The following is a 17,590-nucleotide window of genomic DNA, read 5'->3' on the forward strand; positions in this document are numbered from 1 at the left end:
ATCGATGCACTTTAAAAACCTCTTCTTAAGCACAAGCCTAGTGATGATGCTAGGCCTGCTGCTTATCGCCGTATTCGATCCCCTCATAGGTAACTGTAAGTCAGTCAAGGCCAGAGTCATTAGCAGTGATGATGAATCGACTACCATAGCGCTGCCCGATGGCAGTGTTGCTCGTGTGGCTGTCGGTAATCTAAAAAAGCACTCACGGGTCAATGTCACAGCGAAACTGCGACTGTTTTCCCGCCTTCCTGTTTATAAAATTAAGCAAACGAATCCTTATAGCGAACAAGAAAGCACTAAAGTGAGTGAAATATAGTCGCTAACATGAGTGTTAAACGCTAGTCTCAATAACAGGGATAGTGAAAGACACTCATGGGCAAAATGGATGCAGCGTTTACTTTTAATCACCACGGCTTTACTCGGCTCAACGATACTGACCTCCTGCGCCACTCGCTCCTACTGTGATAAGGAACCAGCAGTCTATTGGGCCGATGTCAGCACCATTACAGCCGATCTGCATACCCTAAGCTCGGCTCGTTTACAGGGGCGCAAAACAGGCTCCGAGGGGGCATCCCTAACCCGAGAGTTTCTGCTGCAACGCTTTAAACAAGTCGGACTCCACCCTTGGCAAGGCCGATACCAACACCCTTTTAGCTACCAACGTTCATTCACTGATAGAGTGGGGATCAATATGGTCGGTATGCTCCCAGCTGAGCAAGAAACCCAAAGTTGGCGCATCATCATAGCCCATTATGATCATCTTGGAGGCAGCGATAGGCGGTATTATCCCGGCGCCGATGATAATGCCTCTGGCATCGCAGGGTTACTGCAACTGGCCCAATTTGCAAAAGAGCAAGGCAGCAAATTCAATCTGTTATTCGTTGCCACCGATGCCGAGGAACCCGGGCTTTATGGTGGGTATGCTCTGATTGAGCAACTTAAGCTTGCCAACACAACCCCCAATATCGAGCAGGTAGAGCTGGCCATAAACCTTGATATGATCGGCAGACCCGACCGAACTGGCGCCATCTACATTGAGGGAGCAAGACGTTTTGATTCCTTCTCACAGATGCGAAAGTCCATCAGGCAGGATAACCAGATCTGCATTCGAACTCAGCAGCCTAAAGCCTTCGATGGCTCGGTCATAGCTATCGACTTTTTACGCGCCTCCGATCACTACCCTTTTCATCAAGCAGGCATACCTTGGCTCTATTTTGGCGTACCAATCCATAGGGATTATCACCAACCCACCGACACCGCGGATAAAATAGATGTTAACTTTCTCGCCGCCGTCAGTGAATCAGCCTATCAACTGTTAAAAATAGACAGCTTAATACTCAAAAGCCCACAATAATTTTACTGATTAGTCACTTTTTAAACAGTTTAACTCATTATCTGGCCTGTTATTTGCTTTGAAATCTGATAAAAATTCAGGATTGATTGGTAATACCAATTGTAAGCTGCTATACTAGTCGGCTTACTGATATGTTTCGGTGCGGGAAGTCGACACGGGGTTGATTTTCTGTCTATTAAACATCAGCACATACTTTTTGTGCTCTGCTATTCCACAAGGCTACAACCCATGTCATCCAGTGAAAAAACTTTCCGCGAACTCGGTCTTGCCGAGCCTTTGTTGCGTGCTCTTGACGAGTTAGGTTACGAAAAACCAACTCCAATCCAGGCAGCAAGTATCGAGCCTCTTATGGCTGGTAAAGATATTTTAGGTCAGGCGCAAACCGGTACAGGTAAAACAGGTGCTTTCGCACTGCCTCTACTAAACAGCATCGACCCAAATACGAATGCTCCACAAATTTTAGTACTAGCGCCGACTCGTGAACTTGCAGTTCAGGTTGCTGAAGCGTTTGCTAGCTACGCTAAATTTATGAAGGGCCTACACGTTCTGCCAATTTACGGCGGACAGAGCATGCATCAGCAGTTAAATGCTTTGCGTCGTGGTCCTCAGATCATCGTCGGTACTCCAGGCCGTGTTATGGACCATATGCGTCGTGGCACACTTAAGCTTGAAACCTTGAAATCAATGGTTCTTGACGAAGCCGATGAGATGCTAAAAATGGGCTTCATCGATGATATCGAATGGATCCTTGAGCACACACCTAAGTCACGCCAATTAGCGCTATTCTCTGCAACTATGCCAGAGCAGATTAAGCGTGTTGCTAACAAATACCTAAATGAGCCTCAGCATGTCAGCATCGCTGCGACTCATACGACTGTTGAAACTATTGAGCAGCGTTTTGTTCAAGTATCACAGCACAACAAGCTAGAAGCACTTGTACGTGTTCTAGAAGTTGAAAAGACCGAAGGTATCATTATCTTCGTTCGTACACGTAACAGCTGTGTTGAGTTAGCCGAGAAGCTAGAAGCTCGTGGCTATGCATCGTCTCCACTACACGGCGACATGAACCAACAAGCGCGTGAGCGTGCAGTTGATCAATTGAAGCGCGGCAAGCTAGATATCATCATCGCGACTGACGTTGCGGCTCGTGGTCTAGACGTTGAGCGTATTGGACACGTAGTTAACTTCGATATCCCTTACGATACTGAAGCTTATGTTCACCGTATTGGTCGTACAGGCCGTGCGGGTCGTACAGGTATGGCGATCCTTTTCGTTACACACCGTGAAATGCGTATGCTACGCACTATCGAGCGTGCAACTAAGAGCCGTATTTCTCCAATGGACATCCCTAGCCCAGAGACAGTGACAGAACGTCGTCTATCTCGTCTAGGAGAGCAAATTTCTGAAACAATCGCACAAGATTTAGATTTCATGAAGGGTGCTGTTGCCAAACTTTGTCAAGAGTTAGAAGTTGACACTGACGTACTTGCTGCGGCATTACTGCAACAAGTTCAGAAAGATCGTCCACTACAGCTACCAGCAATGAACGAGCGTCAACGCGATAGCCGTGACGAGCGTAACTCTCGTGACCGCAATGACCGTGGACCACGTGATCGTAGTGACCGTCCACGTCGTGAATCTCGCCCAACACCTGCTAACCTAGGTGCAGCGGATTCATTAAAGGACAACCCAGATGTTAAGATGTGCCGCTATATCATCGATGTGGGTCGTGACAATGGCGTTGGCGTAGGTAACATCGTTGGTGCCGTCGCTAACGAAGCGAATATCGATAGCCGTTACATTGGTCAGATCCAACTGTTCGACCAAGTGACTGCAATTGACTTGCCAGACGGCATGCCAAAAGAAGTACTACAACACCTTAAGAAAGTGCGTGTATGTGGCCGTCCATTAAACATTCGTGAAGCGGCGGGTGAAACATTTGCCAATACTTCTGGTGGCGATAGCCGTCCACCACGTCGTCCTCGCAGACCTGCTGGCGACCGTCGTCCTTCTGGTGACAGAAAGCCGCACCGCAAGGGTCCAAGAGACGCTGAATAACGCTTAACGCTTGGAACTGATGTTCCTGCTGCAAGACCTAAAAAGGAGCCTAATGGCTCCTTTTTTGTTTTCAGCCGCATAGACTCAGTAGTCGATGCAGGCCTTTCGACCTCCCTAAAAACGTCACGCAGGCTTCCCCTAGCCCTGACGAGCGCAATACAAGCAAAAGCTAAAGCTCGTAGCCGCAATACACCTCTTTTTAAGGTGCCTAGGAGCAGCATAAAAAAAGCCACCGTCTTTAGAGGGTGGCTTACTCGTCTGTTGCTGTCTAGGCGACGACCTGAACTTGCTTCAACGCCCTGCGTTTCTCCCAGATAGGAGACAACTGCACAGCAATCACTGACACCACAATTAACACTATCCCGCTAAACGATAGCGGGTCAATATGCGCCCCCTTGATGATACCGCTCCACCAACCTAAGGCCACCACAATGGCTGTAAGGCTAAAGCTGATTACTGGTGTCAGAGCCAGCATGGCACTTACCTGCCCTGTGGGCCAATACTTCATCGACTGACCAAAACAACCGTAGGCGATAACAGTATTAACCGCACAAAAAATCGCGATAGCCCACTGGTTAGAATCCATGACAGCGAACTGACTAAAATCGCTAAAAGGCGCCATGGCAAGGATACCGAATAAGTAGATAAACAATAAAATGTTATTGGGTGATAGACGCTTGATCATCGACTTCTGAATTAATGCATAACTTGCCCATGACAGTACCGAGAACTGAACGATCATCACTCCTTTCCATACATCTGAAGGCCCGGAGCTAAAGTCTAAATAGGGGTGGAAGAACATCAACATGCCTAAGCCCAGTGTCGCGAAACAACTGAGTTGTATCGCATTGAGTCGCTCTTTAAAAAACAACATCCCACCAAAAGCTAGGAAGAAGGGCGAGGTTTGGAAGTTGAGCTGAGCCGAGCCCGGCGCAAGATACTTAAGCGAATAGACAAAAGAAACGTAGTTAAAAATCAAGAGCACGCCAGCTAAAACTAATTTTAGCCAAGACACTTTATCGAGTCCTTTAAACTGCTTGATACTGCCGCTTAAATACTGAATGGCAAAGCCTACCACCAGAGCGACCAAGAAACGGAACCAGGTTAAGGTAACAGCATCGATAAATTGCCCCGATAGTTTGAGTGCTATCGGCAATATCCCCCAAAAAACAACAGCAACAGAAATAAAGATAAATCCAAGTTTAAACTCGGAACATTGAGCGCGCGGATCCATGAATATGGCCATTGAAGAAATAACAAGATCGGCGATATTGCCCTATTGGCAACCCTAGGTCTAGTAGGCTAATCGATTCTCTTATAAAGCGTGCGACCTTGAGCCTGCAACAGCTGTAGTCGCTGTAAACAAACCTCACAAATACAAGCATTTCCATTCAAGCCAGCAAGCTCTTCGGTATCCAAAACCTGAGCTAGCAGTGCGCTATCTGGAAACTCTTGTTTACTGCACCAACACTGCTCAATACTCGCCCCAGTTTCTGCTGCACAACGATTAAGCCCTTTGCACAGAGGACAATGGTTAGCATCAGCAAAGCCCTTAGCGAATAAAGTGTCCTTAGCGAATAAAAAGTCCTTACTAGGTAAAAGGGACTTGTCCTGCTCACCCATAGGCTCAGCCTCATTCAAAAAACCAACTAACTATAGCGCTTATCACTCACCACGCTCATTACCGCCACCTGATGAGTAACTAGGAGAAATTAACTTCATAAGCAAGTGCTCGGCACTCTAGGTGTGCGATACAGGCGGCATAAGGGTTATCCTTTGCGCACTCCATCACCACTATGCCGTTACCGCCAATTTTATGCACCTTATACTTTAACATCTCAATAATTCCGGAGTAGTTTGGGGGGGGCGTGTTAACTCTTTGGCAATAGGCTGCACTCACGTCACCGATCATCTGAGAGTCATGGTTATACACCTCTTCTGCAGTGTACTCTACAACCTGACTAGCTTGATATTTATCAACAACCATTTCTGGCGTTAAATTGGTATTAAACCTCACCCCCTGACAGGCCGTCATTCCCATCAAAGCGGCAATTAAAAAGATAAGCTTTAATTGATTGTCCATAATCAAATCCTGTACAAAGTATCTCCAACCTCACTTAGATTACCTACTTAGCGATTGTTACTCAAGCCACACATAAACCTACATAAGCAGCGCCCTGTCAGATCACCCGAAAGCAAAAAAGCCAACAACCTACAAGGTTATTGGCTCTATATAACTCAAGGGTTTACGACAAGTTATTTACCCGGTCTTACTCCTAAGGTATGGCAAATAGCATAGGTCAGCTCGGCGCGGTTTAGGGTATAGAAGTGGAAGTCTTTCACCCCTTCACGAGACAAGACTTTAACCATATCGATAGCCACGTTCGCTCCAACCATCTGGCGTGTCGTAGGGTCGTCCTCTAACCCCTCAAACTGACGATGTAACCAACCAGGAATAGACACATTGGTCATCGCGGCAAAGCGCTTAGTCTGATTAAAGTTGGTCACTGGGAGAATACCCGGCACTATCTCGGCATCGATGCCGGCTGCGGCGCAGCGGTCACGAAAACGTAAGTAGGACTCTACATCGAAAAAGAACTGAGTGATGGCACGGTTGGCACCGGCATCGATCTTCTTCTTCAGATGAATAAGGTCGGCTTGCGCATTACTCGCATCGGGATGCACCTCAGGATAAGCGGCAACCGAAATATCAAAGTCGGCGACTGAGCGCAGTAGGCGTACAAGGTCGTTAGCGAAGCGAGTCGGCTTAGGGCTGCCGTCAGGCAAGTCGCCACGCAGGGCGACGATATCGCGAATACCGCTGTTCCAGTAATGCTTTGCCAGCTCTTTAAGCTCTTCATCACTGGCGTCCACTAAGGTCAGGTGCGGCGCAGCCACTAAATCGGTCTCTTGCTGGATCCGCTCGATCACACCATGGGTTCTATCTCGAACGCCTGAGTTAGCGCCGTAAGTTACAGAGACGAACTTAGGGTTTAACGGCTCTAAACGACGAATAGAGTTCCAAAGTAGCTTTTCCATCTCTGGAGTTGAAGGCGGGAAAAATTCGAAAGAAACGTTAATGTCGCCATTTAGCTCAGACAGGCTCTGGTTTAATGATGTTGCATGTTGTGCGTGATGAAAACCCATTTCTACTTCCTCAACTTCAGCCTTAGTTTGCATTCCCATATAGACGTTTGGACGTCTATATGTCCACATACTAGAGAAACTGAGATTGAAGTCAAGAGTAAAAAGCAGGCAATTGAATTTTTTTCTTGGGACAGTAAAAAAATCTAGCTTCAGAAAAAGCTAGCCTAGGGTTGAAAATAAAAAAGGGCTCAGATGAGCCCTTTTTTATTGATTAAAATGAAGATTATTCTTGTAGTAGATCGCGACAAATATGAGCTAAGTCCGATTGTACTGCCGCTGCTGTCACTAAACGTCCCGCACCAGGTCCGCGAATGATCAACGGGTTGTTCTGGTAGAACTCACTGCGGATCACAAACACGTTATCCCCTGGCGTTAGGTTCGCATAAGGGTGAGAAATATCGACCCACTGTATGCCAACCTCAGCCTTCAGCTTACCTTCAACCTTATCTAAAGCGGCGACATACCTCAGCACCTTATCCTGCTCTGCGGCTGCCACAAACTGCTGTTGCATATCGGCATCGAGCTCACCAATACGCGCCAAAAACTGCTCTAGTGACAATTCTGCAAGGTGAGCGGGAACCAAAGATTTAAGCTCAATATCTTCAAGTTCAATCTCAAAACCAATCTCACGGGCGAGGATCAGTAGCTTACGCTGCATATCTCGGCCAGATAGATCGTCTCTAGGATCCGGCTCGGTGATCCCTAACCCCCTAGCCTCGATAACGAGCTCAGAGAAAGGCTTTTTCCCATCGAAGTTTTCAAATAACCAACACAAGGTACCGGAGAAGATCCCACCAACCGCTTCGATACTGTCACCGCTATTATGCAGATCGTTCAACGCATGCTGTACTGGTAAACCAGCCCCACAACTGGCGTTATAGCGCCAAAACAAACGACGATTATCCAGCTGCTGTTTCAATTCGCGATAGAAAGTTAACGGCCCTGAACCCGCTAACTTATTTGCACTAACTACGTGAATACCACGCGCAAAAAACTCTGGGTATTGCAGAGTCAGATCGGCACTGGCACTAATATCCAGCGCAATCACTTCATCACACTCTAAATCATGCAACTCTTCAAATAGATGACTGTACTGCCAAGGTGTCGCATGCTGTTCGAAGGCTTGCTTCCAAGAATCGAGCTCAATGCCTTCATCACTAATCAGCGCTTTACGCGAACTCACCAAACCGACTAACTCGACGCTAGCCTCAAGCTCTTTGTTTAAAGCCGCCTTAGCATTGCTAAATAACTCAACCCAGGCTTCGCCAATATTACCTACACCCAATAACAAGACGCCGATACGTTTACGTGGTCCTGCGCAGCGACGATGCACTTTCTGGGTTAATAGATTCACCTGCCCTTGAGGCACCAAAGTCACTAAGCTCATGCCATCGTTAAACAGGGGTCTAGCGTTACGGCTAAGCAGCCTAGCAAAACCACGGCGATACAAATTGGCATCGGCGCTCACTAGCGCGACTAAACCAAGATCTTCGGTGATCTTAATATTACTCACACCTAATGCATCTCGATTAACATCTAACAATGCTAATACCTGCTTCTGGTTCTCTAGAGTAACCGTTAACTCAACACGGCCCTGAGCTAACTCCCAGTGAGCAAGTGGATTTAGACCCGTTTCCTCAAGCAGTTCAATAAGCTGACTAAAATCAGTCTTAAGCTCAAAGTTAAACAGCGCAACGCTACTTAGATTGGTAACAACCGGTGCACTCGCCGATGAACTCTTTGGCGCAATCAAGGTAAAGTCGGTATGGGAGGCGTAACTTGAGCGAACAGCAAGACTCACTTGAGTATCAAACAAGGGTTGCAGGGTTCGATTATGCAATACCGGCGAACCTAAGTGTGCCAAACGGTTAGCTTCGGCTAACGAGAGACTACTGAGAAGCTTTGCATCATTGATCTTATTCGGATCGGCGTTAAACACGCCCTCTACATCGGTCCAGATAGTCACACGCTCGATATCTGCCAAGCTGGCGATCAAGGTGGCGCTAAAGTCGGAGCCGTTACGCCCAAGTAGTAAAGTATCGCCACGCTCATTGGCACAGATAAAACCCGTTATGATAAGGCGTTCATTAGGGTGTGTCTCGGTCATGGTGTGAACGCGCTGACGAGATTCCTGCAGACGGATCTGCGGCACGGCGGCCTCATCGGCAATCAACAGCGTACGCGCATCGACATCGGATGCTGCGACACCAGACTCGCGCAGTAACGCCGCCAATAGGCGTGCAGACCAGCGCTCACCAAAGCTTACCACTTGGTTGCTCTGATAATCATTAATCGACTCTAATGATAGCAGACTGATCAGCTGCGCCTTATCGTTAGAGAGCCGCTCTCTTAAGGAGCGAGCCTGTTCATTTGAGAGCAACTGCTCAATCAAATTTTGCTGGAAACTGATCAGTGTTTGTAGCTCTTCTTGCCACAGCTGTTTAGTCGTACTCAACTCGAGTAACTTATACAAGAAGTTGGTGCTTTTACCTGCCGCAGAGACCACAACTAAATCATCGCTGTGACCGTGAGTCAGCAAAATATGAGCAACGCGACGGTAACAGTCTGCATCCGCAAGACTTGAGCCACCAAATTTATGTAAGTGACAGCGTGCCATCGTATACCCCTTTAATTAACAAGCGGCTGCGGCATTAAGCGCAGCTTCAATATCGGCAACAAGATCATCGGCATCTTCGATACCTACAGAAAGTCGGATAAGCGTATCCTTAACGCCCGCCTCAGCCCGAGCCTCTGGTTCCATCGCTCTGTGTGTCATAGTTGCTGGCACAGCCACTAGACTCTCAACACCACCAAGGCTTTCTGCAACCGAAAAATAGTTAAGATTTTTTAAGAATCCGACCAACTGCGCTTCGCCACCCTTAAGCTCAAAGCTCAACATGGCACCAAAGCCCTTTTGCTGTTTAGCCGCAATTTCATGACCCGGATGCTCTTTAAGTCCCGGGTAGTATATCTTGGACACAGCCTGATGGTTAATAAGGGTATCAAGAATTCGCTGTGCATTCGCCTGATGTTCGCGAATTCGTACTGCAAGTGTACGAATTCCGCGCAAAGTGAGATAACTGTCAAATGCTGAGCCCGTTAGCCCTAGCGTATTTGACCACCAATGCAGCAGTTCACCCAGCTCAGGGTCTTTCGCCACAACCGCTCCCCCCACCACATCGCTGTGACCATTAATATATTTGGTAGTGGAATGGATCACGATATCGGCACCCAATAGTAGCGGTTGCTGTAGTACTGGCGAGAGGAAAGTGTTGTCGACAACCACCAATGCACCGACTTCATGACTGGCAGTGCAGATAGCTTCAATATCAACCACACGCAGTAGCGGGTTCGATGGAGTCTCCAGCCAAACCATCTTAGGTTTCTGTGCTATCGCTTGATTCAGCGCCTGCGAGTCGGTTTGATCGACCACCAATAGCTTAAACTGGCCTTTCTTAGCCAAATTGGTAAATAAACGGTAGCTGCCTCCATAACAGTCATGGGGAACAACGAGTAAGTCATCGGGTCCAAGTAGACTCGTCGCTAAGGTGATTGCCGCCATCCCTGTACAGGTGACGATACCTGTCGCGCCTTTTTCCAACTCGGCAATCGCATCGCCTAATATGGAACGTGTTGGATTCCCAGAGCGGCTATAGTCAAAGTCTCTTGGATTCTTATGGCCATCAAAAGAGTAGTTAGTAGAAAGATAAATCGGTGGTACAACTGCGCCGTGCTGGCTATCGGACTCAATTCCTTGACGTACCGCCGCAGTGGCGAGTTTACGCTCAGTCATGTACTACTCCTTTGCTATTATTTTTTGGCCAAGAGATGTCTGGACGTCTAAATGTACCTAAGCACTCCCCCGCCGTCAACCATTTTAGCCGTTTAGACGTCCATGCATATGGAAATCTATTTGCAATTGTCATAAATAAGAGGCAATAATTTGACTGCACAATTTAAAGGGTTAAAATCTGCCCCGAATTTTGAAATAACAGGTGAGTCAATGACTGAGTGGAATGGCGATTATATCAGCCCCTATGCTGAACACGGCAAAAAGAATGAGCAAGTGAAAAAAATTACTGTCTCCATTCCTTTGAAAGTACTTAAAGTGCTTACCGATGAGCGTACACGCCGCCAAGTAAATAACTTGCGTCACGCCACTAATAGTGAGCTGCTATGCGAAGCCTTCTTACATGCATACACAGGCCAACCACTACCAAACGACGAAGATCTTACCAAAGATAAACCCGACAGCATGCCTGCTGAGGTTAAGCGTTTGATGGATGAGATGGGTATTGAGTGGGAAGAACTTGAATAATCTTCATCGATTATCAGTAAACAAGATCTCCAGATAAGGACTGCTAAGCAGTCCTTATCTGTTTTTGGCCGAATGAAACTAAAAAAACATCAATGTTCAAACCGAGCACGGAGTACTCTCTGAGCTCTACTTTAGCCCAGATGCCTGGATACCTAATGATAGATCCCGTTACACTACTACTCGCTTCACTCATTATCTTTTGTGGCGCACTGACCCAAAGCCTGATTGGATTTGGTCTAGCCGTTGTTGCTAGTCCTCTACTCTATATCGTCGATCCCAGCTTGGTTCCGGCCCCCGTCATCATGATGGGCTTCTCGATAGCACTACTGACGCTATTTAGGGAGCGAGGTCAGCTCGAGTTCAATGGCCTACAATATGCGCTATTGGGTCGCATTCCCGGGGGAATATTAGGTGCAACCCTGATTTTAGTCGCGCCTCAGCCGATCTTAGGTCTGGCGATTGCCGCAATTGTTGCATTAGCCGTTGGCCTGAGCCTAATGAAGCTCAGTATTCCAGTTAACCGATTCAGCCTGTTTATCGCAGGGGTATTATCTGGCATCTTCGGCAATATAGCTGCGATTGGTGGCCCGCCTCTGGCCATCTTGCTATCGGGAAAAGATGCAGGCCAATTTCGCGCGGCCCTCTCCGCCTTTTTTATCTTTAGTTCGATGATCGCTTTGATCATTTTGGCACTTGCAGGCCTGCTAACTCTAAAGCATTTTTATATCTCTTTGATGTTACTGCCGTCTGTCATATTGGGCTATCTTGTGGCTGGACGCTTGGTTGGCCGAGTAGACAAACAAAAAACCAGAGCGTTAACTCTGGCTTTATGTGGGGTCAGTGCGCTAATCCTTACGCTCAAATCGACTATTGAGTTAATCAGCTAACGGTAACTGTTAGAAATGGTAGGAGGTTTGCAGGACGCCTCCTACTGCATTGTCATCACCGAACATACCGGTAAAATCTAGGAAAAATGATTCACCAAACGCAAAGCCTGTCCCCAAAGAGTAGAGGTTTGCGGTAGAGTCTTTCATGTCATGACGATAACCGAGTCGTAATGCCATCCAGTCAAAGGCTCTGACTTCGCCACCGAGACGCCAGTATTGAGTACCGTCTAGCTCTTTAAACCTCTTGTTCTCAATTAGATCAACATCTGTCGTTACCGATACTCGGTCCCAATCATAGGCTACGCCAGCGGTCACTAGAGGCTCTACGCTATAAGTAAACTTCTGCCCCTCAACTTCAATGGTATCCACCTCTTGGCTGATCAGGTTTCGCCCTGATAGACCGAGAGTTAAGCCATCGAATGGCTGCATGGCGACACCAATATCTAAATTAAAATTGGTCTCATCATTGCGATACTTGGCATCATCAAAATCGCTAGCATCGAAGTTATTCGCGTTGGCAATATAGTTATAGGTGTCTATTCGCTGTAACTTGGGTGATATTCCAACTGAGATAGGCATATTTACAATAGACAGTGGGAAACTTAAGGCGACGCCAAGATCCGATACAGCCCCGCCAACCACTTGCCCCTGAGAGTCCAAATCGCTGACCTCGGGAGGGTTGTTAGGATCGAGATTATTGAGGGTATCGATATCTGACTGGGCAATGTCGGCCACGCCAACTGCGTTAACATAGCTCTTATAGAAAATAGCCATCGGCATTCTCTGGTAGGGGATGGCTACGCTGAAACCAAGCCCAGCACTGGCGTAAGCAGAGCTGCCTTTAAGAGACTCGATGTCACCGACCAGATCGTCACGAAACTCGGCGATATCGTCACTGTTCTCAGCATCAATTGCCGCTTCTAGGGCATCGTAAGAATCAATTAGCGAGTCGAACTTATCTATCATATCATCGCTGTCAGCCACATCAACGCCCAGTACAGGAAGTAGCAGTACTGCAGAGTTGTCTTTATGAGCATTAATCGCAAGCAGGGCTGGGTTAACGAAGGCCGCACCTTCTTTGTTTGAAGCCGCCACGCCTGCACCGCCCATCGCATCGCTGCGCGCCTCATAATATTCCTGTCCAGCATTAGCCAAAAAGCAGGGAAATAAAGCACAAGCCAGTGCAATTTTCTGTAGTTTCATCCATTCCACCCTTTTTATGTCCTTAACGTTCTAAGCGACAATACGGCTCAAATCGAAAAAAGGTTATTTTGTTCTTAAAGTATTCTAAGACAAAATCGAATAAAACGGAGATAAACTTAACGTTAAATATACATTTTTACAGCAATTAGTTCGAAAGATTGATAACAAAAAACGATGCAGCCTTACGAAAACCGCTATTTAAGCATCTGGCAATTCAACATATTTCATAAAGTTTTGCGTGGCAAAATCGATAAACTGCTTCAACCTAGCTGGCTGAAACTGGTCTCTGTTATAGAGCAGATACAGCGGCGTATCTGAAATGGTCCAGTCCTCAAATAGATGCACCAAGGTACCAGCGTTAAGCTCTGCACTGCAGTAGATCTCCGGCAGGCGCACAATACCATTTCCTGCCAAGGCGCTACTTTTCATCACCCTGCCATTCTTACATAGCAAGGCTCCAGTAATGGTCACCTCGGTCTTCTGGGTTTTGTCGGATCTACGATGATAATTCCAGTGGTAAACTGAACCCGTAACACAGGCGTGATGCTTAAGATCTTTTGGATGCTCAGGTCTTCCATGTCTGGCGATATAACCTGGCGATGCCAAAGTACAATTGGCAATATCCATCAGCTTTCTGGCCACTAAGCCCGAGTCCTCAAGCTCACCCATTCTAAAAACCAAGTCAAACTCATCGAGCACCAAGTCGACTCGCTGGCTACTGAAATCTAAGTGCACCTGAATATTGGGGTGTAGAGCCATAAAATCATTAACCAATTGGTTGACTATCTCCTCACCGATATAACCACCCACACAGTTGATATTAATCTTGCCCTGCAGGTTATGGGCATCATCAACCGTTTTCGCCACTGCTTGCTCCATGATATCTAACGCATGTCGACAGCGTTCATAGAAAAACATGCCTTGCTCAGTTAATCGTTGCGCCCTAGTCGTGCGAGTGATCAGGGTAACCCCTAAGTAGCGTTCTAACTGAGTCAACTGTTTAGAAAGGTGCGAACGAGAACAACCGAGCTTTTCGGCAGCAAGGGTAAAACTGCCCTTTTCCGCAATCACGGTAAAAGCCCGTACATCTGCTAAATTTAGGTCTTGGTACATAAATAGAAACTCGTTTTAGCTTAATAAACAGAAATAGATTAGGAGCCAGATGTAAACAATCATATTCTCTGTAGATTATATATCAACAATATTAGCTTGGTTAGAATACTTACCAACAAAGACCCCCTTATTTGAGGCTGATATGAAACAACTAATCGTTATTACAGGTGCATCTTCTGGTATTGGCGCGGCGATGGCGAAAGCTTTCAGCGCAAAAGGCCACCCACTACTGTTATTGGCACGCCGTGTAGAGCCCATGCAAGCACTAGGCTTAGATAACTGCCTAGCCGTTAGTGTAGATGTGACCGATGCAGACGCCATGAAAGCGGCTATTGCAACCGCTGAAGCACAATTTGGTCCAGTTGGCTGCTTAATCAATAACGCTGGTGTAATGTTACTCAGCGCCGCAGATGTTCAAGATCCTGCAGAGTGGAGCCGTATGTTAAACATCAATGTGATGGGCGTACTAAACGGTATTCACGCAGTCCTTGCCGATATGAAAGCGCGCAAGACGGGTACAATCATCAACGTCAGCTCAATCGCAGGTCGCAAGACTTTCCCGAACCACTCTGCGTACTGTGCAACCAAGTTTGCAGTACATGCATTGACTGAGAACATTCGTGAAGAGGTGGCGATGGATGATGTACGTATGATCACTATCGCGCCAGGTGCCGTAGAAACTGAACTACTTAGCCACACCACTAACGATGATATCAAGGCGGGCTATGAAGATTGGAAACAGCATATGGGCGGTGTCATTGCACCAGAAACCATTGCCGAAGCAGCACTGTTTGCCTTCGAGCAACCACAGAATGTATGTGTACGTGAAATCGTATTAGCGGCAACGCGTCAAGAGCCGTAAGCTCTGTTAATAGCCACAGCTTTCATCTGTTCATCAAGGCCCTTTCAGCTATGCTGACTGGGCTTTTTGTTTACCAAAAATCAACCCCTTCATATCACTTTAGTAATAGTTAAAAATCAGAAGTGTGATCTAGATCTGCCACCCAAATAGCCCAACTTGCAATTCAAAAAACACCTCAAGCAAATAAAACACAATTTAATCAATGAAATAAACCATCGAAAAACACTCAATTAGATTTTATTCAATGATATTTATATCAATTAGATTTTTATCATGAATATGATCAAGCTCAATAATTAAACCAGCCTACCTTGCTAAATTCAATAACAAGGCAGAAGCATTTTTGGAACACTCTGCTAACCCGCAAAGGACGGCGTAATACCATACAAAAAGAGTAAGGAATTGATGATGAAAACTATCACAAAAATCGGTATAGGCCTTGCGCTAGCATTGTCTGTAGGGCTACAAGCTCAAGCCGCCGATGGCGGTAACCCCAAGAAAGGCAAACATCTTTATAAAAAAGAGTGTAAGGCTTGCCATAGTCAAGACGCGATAGGAGGCGAGATCACCCCAATGAGCAAAACCATGAGCCAATGGGATCGTTTTTTTAAGCGTATGAAGCATAAAGGCGATCAAGAAGCCTTTAATGCTTTATCCGAAAAAGATCTAAAAGATATTCAGCAGTTTCTCTATGACCATGCCGCAGACTCTGATCAGCCTCAAACTTGTGGCTAACACCAGTTAAGCGGCACTACTGCTTAAAAATATTTTAACCAACAAATAAATAAAAATGGGGAGTTACCTCAGGGCTTCATGCTGCCTAAAAACAGCCACCCTACCTAGCCACCCGATGATGACATCGAGTTTAAACGCATGAAAATAAGCCAAAAACTCAAAATGGAGAGATATTATGCGTACCCTTATATCATTGCTTGTTGCCAATGCTATCGCTTTCTCTGGCAGCATCTATGCAAACGAAAATGATGTTCAAAAAATTGCCGATCTCAAACAACAGCTCGAAGATATCACCAACGAACTCGACGATCTCAATGATCGCGTCGATCAAAACGAACGCCATACCGCGCTCGATCGGATCGAGCTAACTGGTGATTTTCGTACCAAGGCCCACTCACTGCATTATCGAAATGTCACTTGGAACCCTGCTATTAAGGTTAATTTCAATGACTTCGGTGCCAAGGCGATGGCGGGGGATTTTGGCATGCCAAATGATCCCAGCTCCCCACTGGGTAAAATGATGGCCGCCGATCCCAACCTCGCAGCCGCATTTCAAAACGGACAACTGCAAGGGATCATGCCCTATGTCCTTGCACCTAAAACGGTTCAAGACATTGATAATGATATTTTTTACACCACAAGATTACGCCTCAACCTAAAAGCTAAGGTGTGGGATAACGTTAGCTTTGCAGGCCGACTCTCTATGTATAAAAACTGGGGCGACTCAACTGGCGTTCAGGTGTTCGACTCTTGGCGCTCATTTACAATGGATGGCACCAACAGCGGTAACACCTCCGGCGACTGGCTAAGAGTCGAACGCGCCTACTTCGACTGGAAGAACATTAATGGTTCACCACTCTATCTCTCTATTGGACGACGCCCTTCAACCTACGGTCCACCGACTCAGTACCGTGAGAACGAGAAGCGCGGCGGCACCCCATCGGGTCACCTTGTTAACTTTAACTTCGATGGTGCAACCTTAGGCTACAAGCTCGGTGAGCTAACGGGTGTCGATGGCCAAGTGGTTCGCATCTGCTACGGCCAAGGCTTCGAATCTCAGTGGGGCAACGGCGAGATGTTTGGCGACATAGTCACTAAAGATACCCACCTTGGTGGCTTCAATATCGATGCGATAAATGACGGTAAAAACTTCCTCCAATTCACCCTGTTTGGTGCCAAAGATGTCAACGATGGCTTTAAGGGAACCATGGCCTTTCCTATTCAGCTAGCCGGAATTTTTGCCCCGACCATGTATCAAGATATGCAGAAGTTCAGCAACTTTAACTTCGAGACTCGAGTGCAACCCAGTGGCGTTATCGGCGACATGTTCCTCGGCGGTATTGGTTTCGCCCGTGAGGAAGATAACGATGTGAAATGGTTTATTTCCGGTGGCTGGACTCGCGCCGAAGGCAACGGCAATGCCGGTATGTTCGGCGGCATGCTCAGCGATGCGGTCTTTGAGGCGCAGCTCAATGCCGATGGCAGTGAGATTATTATGATGGCCGCTAATGCCGAAGATAGCGATGCTAAAGATGGCTACGGTGTCTATGTCGGTATTCAGATCCCAGCACCTTACGGCAAGGTTGGTTTCGAATATAACTATGGTTCTGAATATTGGACACCATTCACCCAGGCCCAAGATGACCCTATCGGCAGCAAGCTTGCCACTCGTGGCCATGTCGGCGAAGCCTATTACATGTTTGATATCAACCCACGTATGTTCATCAAGTTAGCGGGCCTCTACTACGACTATGAATATACCGGTAGTGGTACTCCAGTTGGTGCTCCGCAGGATATCGATGAGGTCATCGCGGGTGCAGCCTATTCGATGCTTCCTGTGGTCGACACGGCGTTCGATATCAACGCCTCTCTCACCGTCAACTTCTAACGCAACTAACAGCCTCCTCGGTGGG

The 17,590-nt window shown here is 46.9% G+C and carries 16 protein-coding genes; 8 read left to right on the plus strand and 8 right to left on the minus strand.

What is annotated here, in order from left to right:
* Window positions 1-4 precede the first annotated feature (4 nt).
* From L1D44_RS00540 to L1D44_RS00550, 3 genes are all read left to right on the plus strand, one after another.
* The gene (locus L1D44_RS00540; protein WP_239888304.1) at window positions 5-316 is read left to right on the plus strand and encodes a hypothetical protein; all 312 of its coding nucleotides are present in this window, start codon (window positions 5-7) and stop codon (window positions 314-316) included.
* 69 nt (window positions 317-385) lie between these two features.
* A complete protein-coding gene (locus L1D44_RS00545; RefSeq protein ID WP_239888305.1) occupies window positions 386-1,354 on the plus strand; it encodes a M28 family peptidase in 969 nt (322 codons plus the stop codon).
* A gap of 228 nt (window positions 1,355-1,582) precedes the next feature.
* On the plus strand, window positions 1,583-3,412 hold the full coding sequence (locus L1D44_RS00550) for a DEAD/DEAH box helicase (RefSeq protein WP_239888306.1): 1,830 nt from the start codon (window positions 1,583-1,585) through the stop codon (window positions 3,410-3,412).
* A 268-nt stretch (window positions 3,413-3,680) separates the two neighbouring features.
* On the opposite strand, the gene L1D44_RS00555 is transcribed toward L1D44_RS00550, so the two are convergent.
* The 6 genes from L1D44_RS00555 to metB form a co-directional block, all read right to left on the minus strand.
* The gene (locus L1D44_RS00555) at window positions 3,681-4,658 is read right to left on the minus strand and encodes a DMT family transporter (protein ID WP_239888308.1); all 978 of its coding nucleotides are present in this window, start codon (window positions 4,656-4,658) and stop codon (window positions 3,681-3,683) included.
* Between the two features lie 56 nt (window positions 4,659-4,714).
* Entirely contained in the window at window positions 4,715-5,035 is a 321-nt protein-coding gene (locus tag L1D44_RS00560) for a cysteine-rich CWC family protein (protein ID WP_239888310.1), read from the minus strand.
* Between the two features lie 79 nt (window positions 5,036-5,114).
* Window positions 5,115-5,495, minus strand: a complete 381-nt coding sequence (locus tag L1D44_RS00565; protein WP_239888311.1) for a hypothetical protein — start codon at window positions 5,493-5,495, stop codon at window positions 5,115-5,117.
* A gap of 173 nt (window positions 5,496-5,668) precedes the next feature.
* Window positions 5,669-6,559, minus strand: a complete 891-nt coding sequence (metF, locus tag L1D44_RS00570) for a methylenetetrahydrofolate reductase (protein WP_239888474.1) — start codon at window positions 6,557-6,559, stop codon at window positions 5,669-5,671.
* A 223-nt stretch (window positions 6,560-6,782) separates the two neighbouring features.
* Window positions 6,783-9,176 carry a bifunctional aspartate kinase/homoserine dehydrogenase II gene (locus L1D44_RS00575; RefSeq protein ID WP_239888312.1) on the minus strand — a complete coding sequence of 798 codons (2,394 nt, stop codon included), beginning with the start codon at window positions 9,174-9,176 and terminating at the stop codon, window positions 6,783-6,785.
* 15 nt (window positions 9,177-9,191) lie between these two features.
* Entirely contained in the window at window positions 9,192-10,352 is a 1,161-nt protein-coding gene (metB, locus tag L1D44_RS00580; RefSeq protein ID WP_239888314.1) for a cystathionine gamma-synthase, read from the minus strand.
* Window positions 10,353-10,562: 210 nt separating this feature from the next.
* Between metB and metJ the strand changes: the two genes are divergently transcribed.
* Both metJ and L1D44_RS00590 read left to right on the plus strand, forming a co-directional pair.
* The gene (gene metJ, locus L1D44_RS00585) at window positions 10,563-10,877 is read left to right on the plus strand and encodes a met regulon transcriptional regulator MetJ (RefSeq protein WP_028765579.1); all 315 of its coding nucleotides are present in this window, start codon (window positions 10,563-10,565) and stop codon (window positions 10,875-10,877) included.
* A 155-nt stretch (window positions 10,878-11,032) separates the two neighbouring features.
* Window positions 11,033-11,764, plus strand: a complete 732-nt coding sequence (locus L1D44_RS00590) for a sulfite exporter TauE/SafE family protein (RefSeq protein ID WP_239888315.1) — start codon at window positions 11,033-11,035, stop codon at window positions 11,762-11,764.
* A 9-nt stretch (window positions 11,765-11,773) separates the two neighbouring features.
* On the opposite strand, the gene L1D44_RS00595 is transcribed toward L1D44_RS00590, so the two are convergent.
* Window positions 11,774-12,967 (minus strand): conjugal transfer protein TraF, encoded by a 1,194-nt coding sequence (locus L1D44_RS00595; RefSeq protein ID WP_239888317.1) that lies wholly within the window; start codon window positions 12,965-12,967, stop codon window positions 11,774-11,776.
* Between the two features lie 198 nt (window positions 12,968-13,165).
* Window positions 13,166-14,080, minus strand: coding sequence for a LysR family transcriptional regulator (locus L1D44_RS00600; RefSeq protein WP_239888319.1), 915 nt, complete (start codon window positions 14,078-14,080; stop codon window positions 13,166-13,168).
* Between the two features lie 142 nt (window positions 14,081-14,222).
* Between L1D44_RS00600 and L1D44_RS00605 the strand changes: the two genes are divergently transcribed.
* The 3 genes from L1D44_RS00605 (at window position 14,223) to L1D44_RS00615 (ending at window position 17,565) form a co-directional block, all read left to right on the plus strand.
* A complete protein-coding gene (locus L1D44_RS00605) occupies window positions 14,223-14,942 on the plus strand; it encodes an SDR family oxidoreductase (RefSeq protein WP_239888321.1) in 720 nt (239 codons plus the stop codon).
* 405 nt (window positions 14,943-15,347) lie between these two features.
* A complete protein-coding gene (locus L1D44_RS00610; RefSeq protein WP_239888322.1) occupies window positions 15,348-15,677 on the plus strand; it encodes a c-type cytochrome in 330 nt (109 codons plus the stop codon).
* Between the two features lie 175 nt (window positions 15,678-15,852).
* Window positions 15,853-17,565 carry a DUF3373 domain-containing protein gene (locus L1D44_RS00615; RefSeq protein WP_239888323.1) on the plus strand — a complete coding sequence of 571 codons (1,713 nt, stop codon included), beginning with the start codon at window positions 15,853-15,855 and terminating at the stop codon, window positions 17,563-17,565.
* Window positions 17,566-17,590: the final 25 nt, after the last annotated feature.

Origin of the sequence: Shewanella sp. Isolate13, from assembly GCF_022398325.1 — a bacterium.
Taxonomy (GTDB): domain Bacteria; phylum Pseudomonadota; class Gammaproteobacteria; order Enterobacterales; family Shewanellaceae; genus Shewanella.

Excerpts from the sequence above, each read along its gene's own strand:
- L1D44_RS00540 (WP_239888304.1), top strand. The coding sequence starts at position 5 with ATGCACTTTAAAAACCTCTTCTTAAGCACAAGCCTAGTGATGATGCTA.
- L1D44_RS00545 (WP_239888305.1), top strand. The coding sequence starts at position 386 with ATGCAGCGTTTACTTTTAATCACCACGGCTTTACTCGGCTCAACGATA.
- L1D44_RS00550 (WP_239888306.1), top strand. The coding sequence starts at position 1,583 with ATGTCATCCAGTGAAAAAACTTTCCGCGAACTCGGTCTTGCCGAGCCT.
- L1D44_RS00555 (WP_239888308.1), bottom strand. The coding sequence starts at position 4,658 with ATGGCCATATTCATGGATCCGCGCGCTCAATGTTCCGAGTTTAAACTT.
- L1D44_RS00560 (WP_239888310.1), bottom strand. The coding sequence starts at position 5,035 with ATGGGTGAGCAGGACAAGTCCCTTTTACCTAGTAAGGACTTTTTATTC.
- L1D44_RS00565 (WP_239888311.1), bottom strand. The coding sequence starts at position 5,495 with ATGGACAATCAATTAAAGCTTATCTTTTTAATTGCCGCTTTGATGGGA.
- metF (WP_239888474.1), bottom strand. The coding sequence starts at position 6,559 with ATGGGTTTTCATCACGCACAACATGCAACATCATTAAACCAGAGCCTG.
- L1D44_RS00575 (WP_239888312.1), bottom strand. The coding sequence starts at position 9,176 with ATGGCACGCTGTCACTTACATAAATTTGGTGGCTCAAGTCTTGCGGAT.
- metB (WP_239888314.1), bottom strand. The coding sequence starts at position 10,352 with ATGACTGAGCGTAAACTCGCCACTGCGGCGGTACGTCAAGGAATTGAG.
- metJ (WP_028765579.1), top strand. The coding sequence starts at position 10,563 with ATGACTGAGTGGAATGGCGATTATATCAGCCCCTATGCTGAACACGGC.
- L1D44_RS00590 (WP_239888315.1), top strand. The coding sequence starts at position 11,033 with ATGATAGATCCCGTTACACTACTACTCGCTTCACTCATTATCTTTTGT.
- L1D44_RS00595 (WP_239888317.1), bottom strand. The coding sequence starts at position 12,967 with ATGAAACTACAGAAAATTGCACTGGCTTGTGCTTTATTTCCCTGCTTT.
- L1D44_RS00600 (WP_239888319.1), bottom strand. The coding sequence starts at position 14,080 with ATGTACCAAGACCTAAATTTAGCAGATGTACGGGCTTTTACCGTGATT.
- L1D44_RS00605 (WP_239888321.1), top strand. The coding sequence starts at position 14,223 with ATGAAACAACTAATCGTTATTACAGGTGCATCTTCTGGTATTGGCGCG.
- L1D44_RS00610 (WP_239888322.1), top strand. The coding sequence starts at position 15,348 with ATGATGAAAACTATCACAAAAATCGGTATAGGCCTTGCGCTAGCATTG.
- L1D44_RS00615 (WP_239888323.1), top strand. The coding sequence starts at position 15,853 with ATGCGTACCCTTATATCATTGCTTGTTGCCAATGCTATCGCTTTCTCT.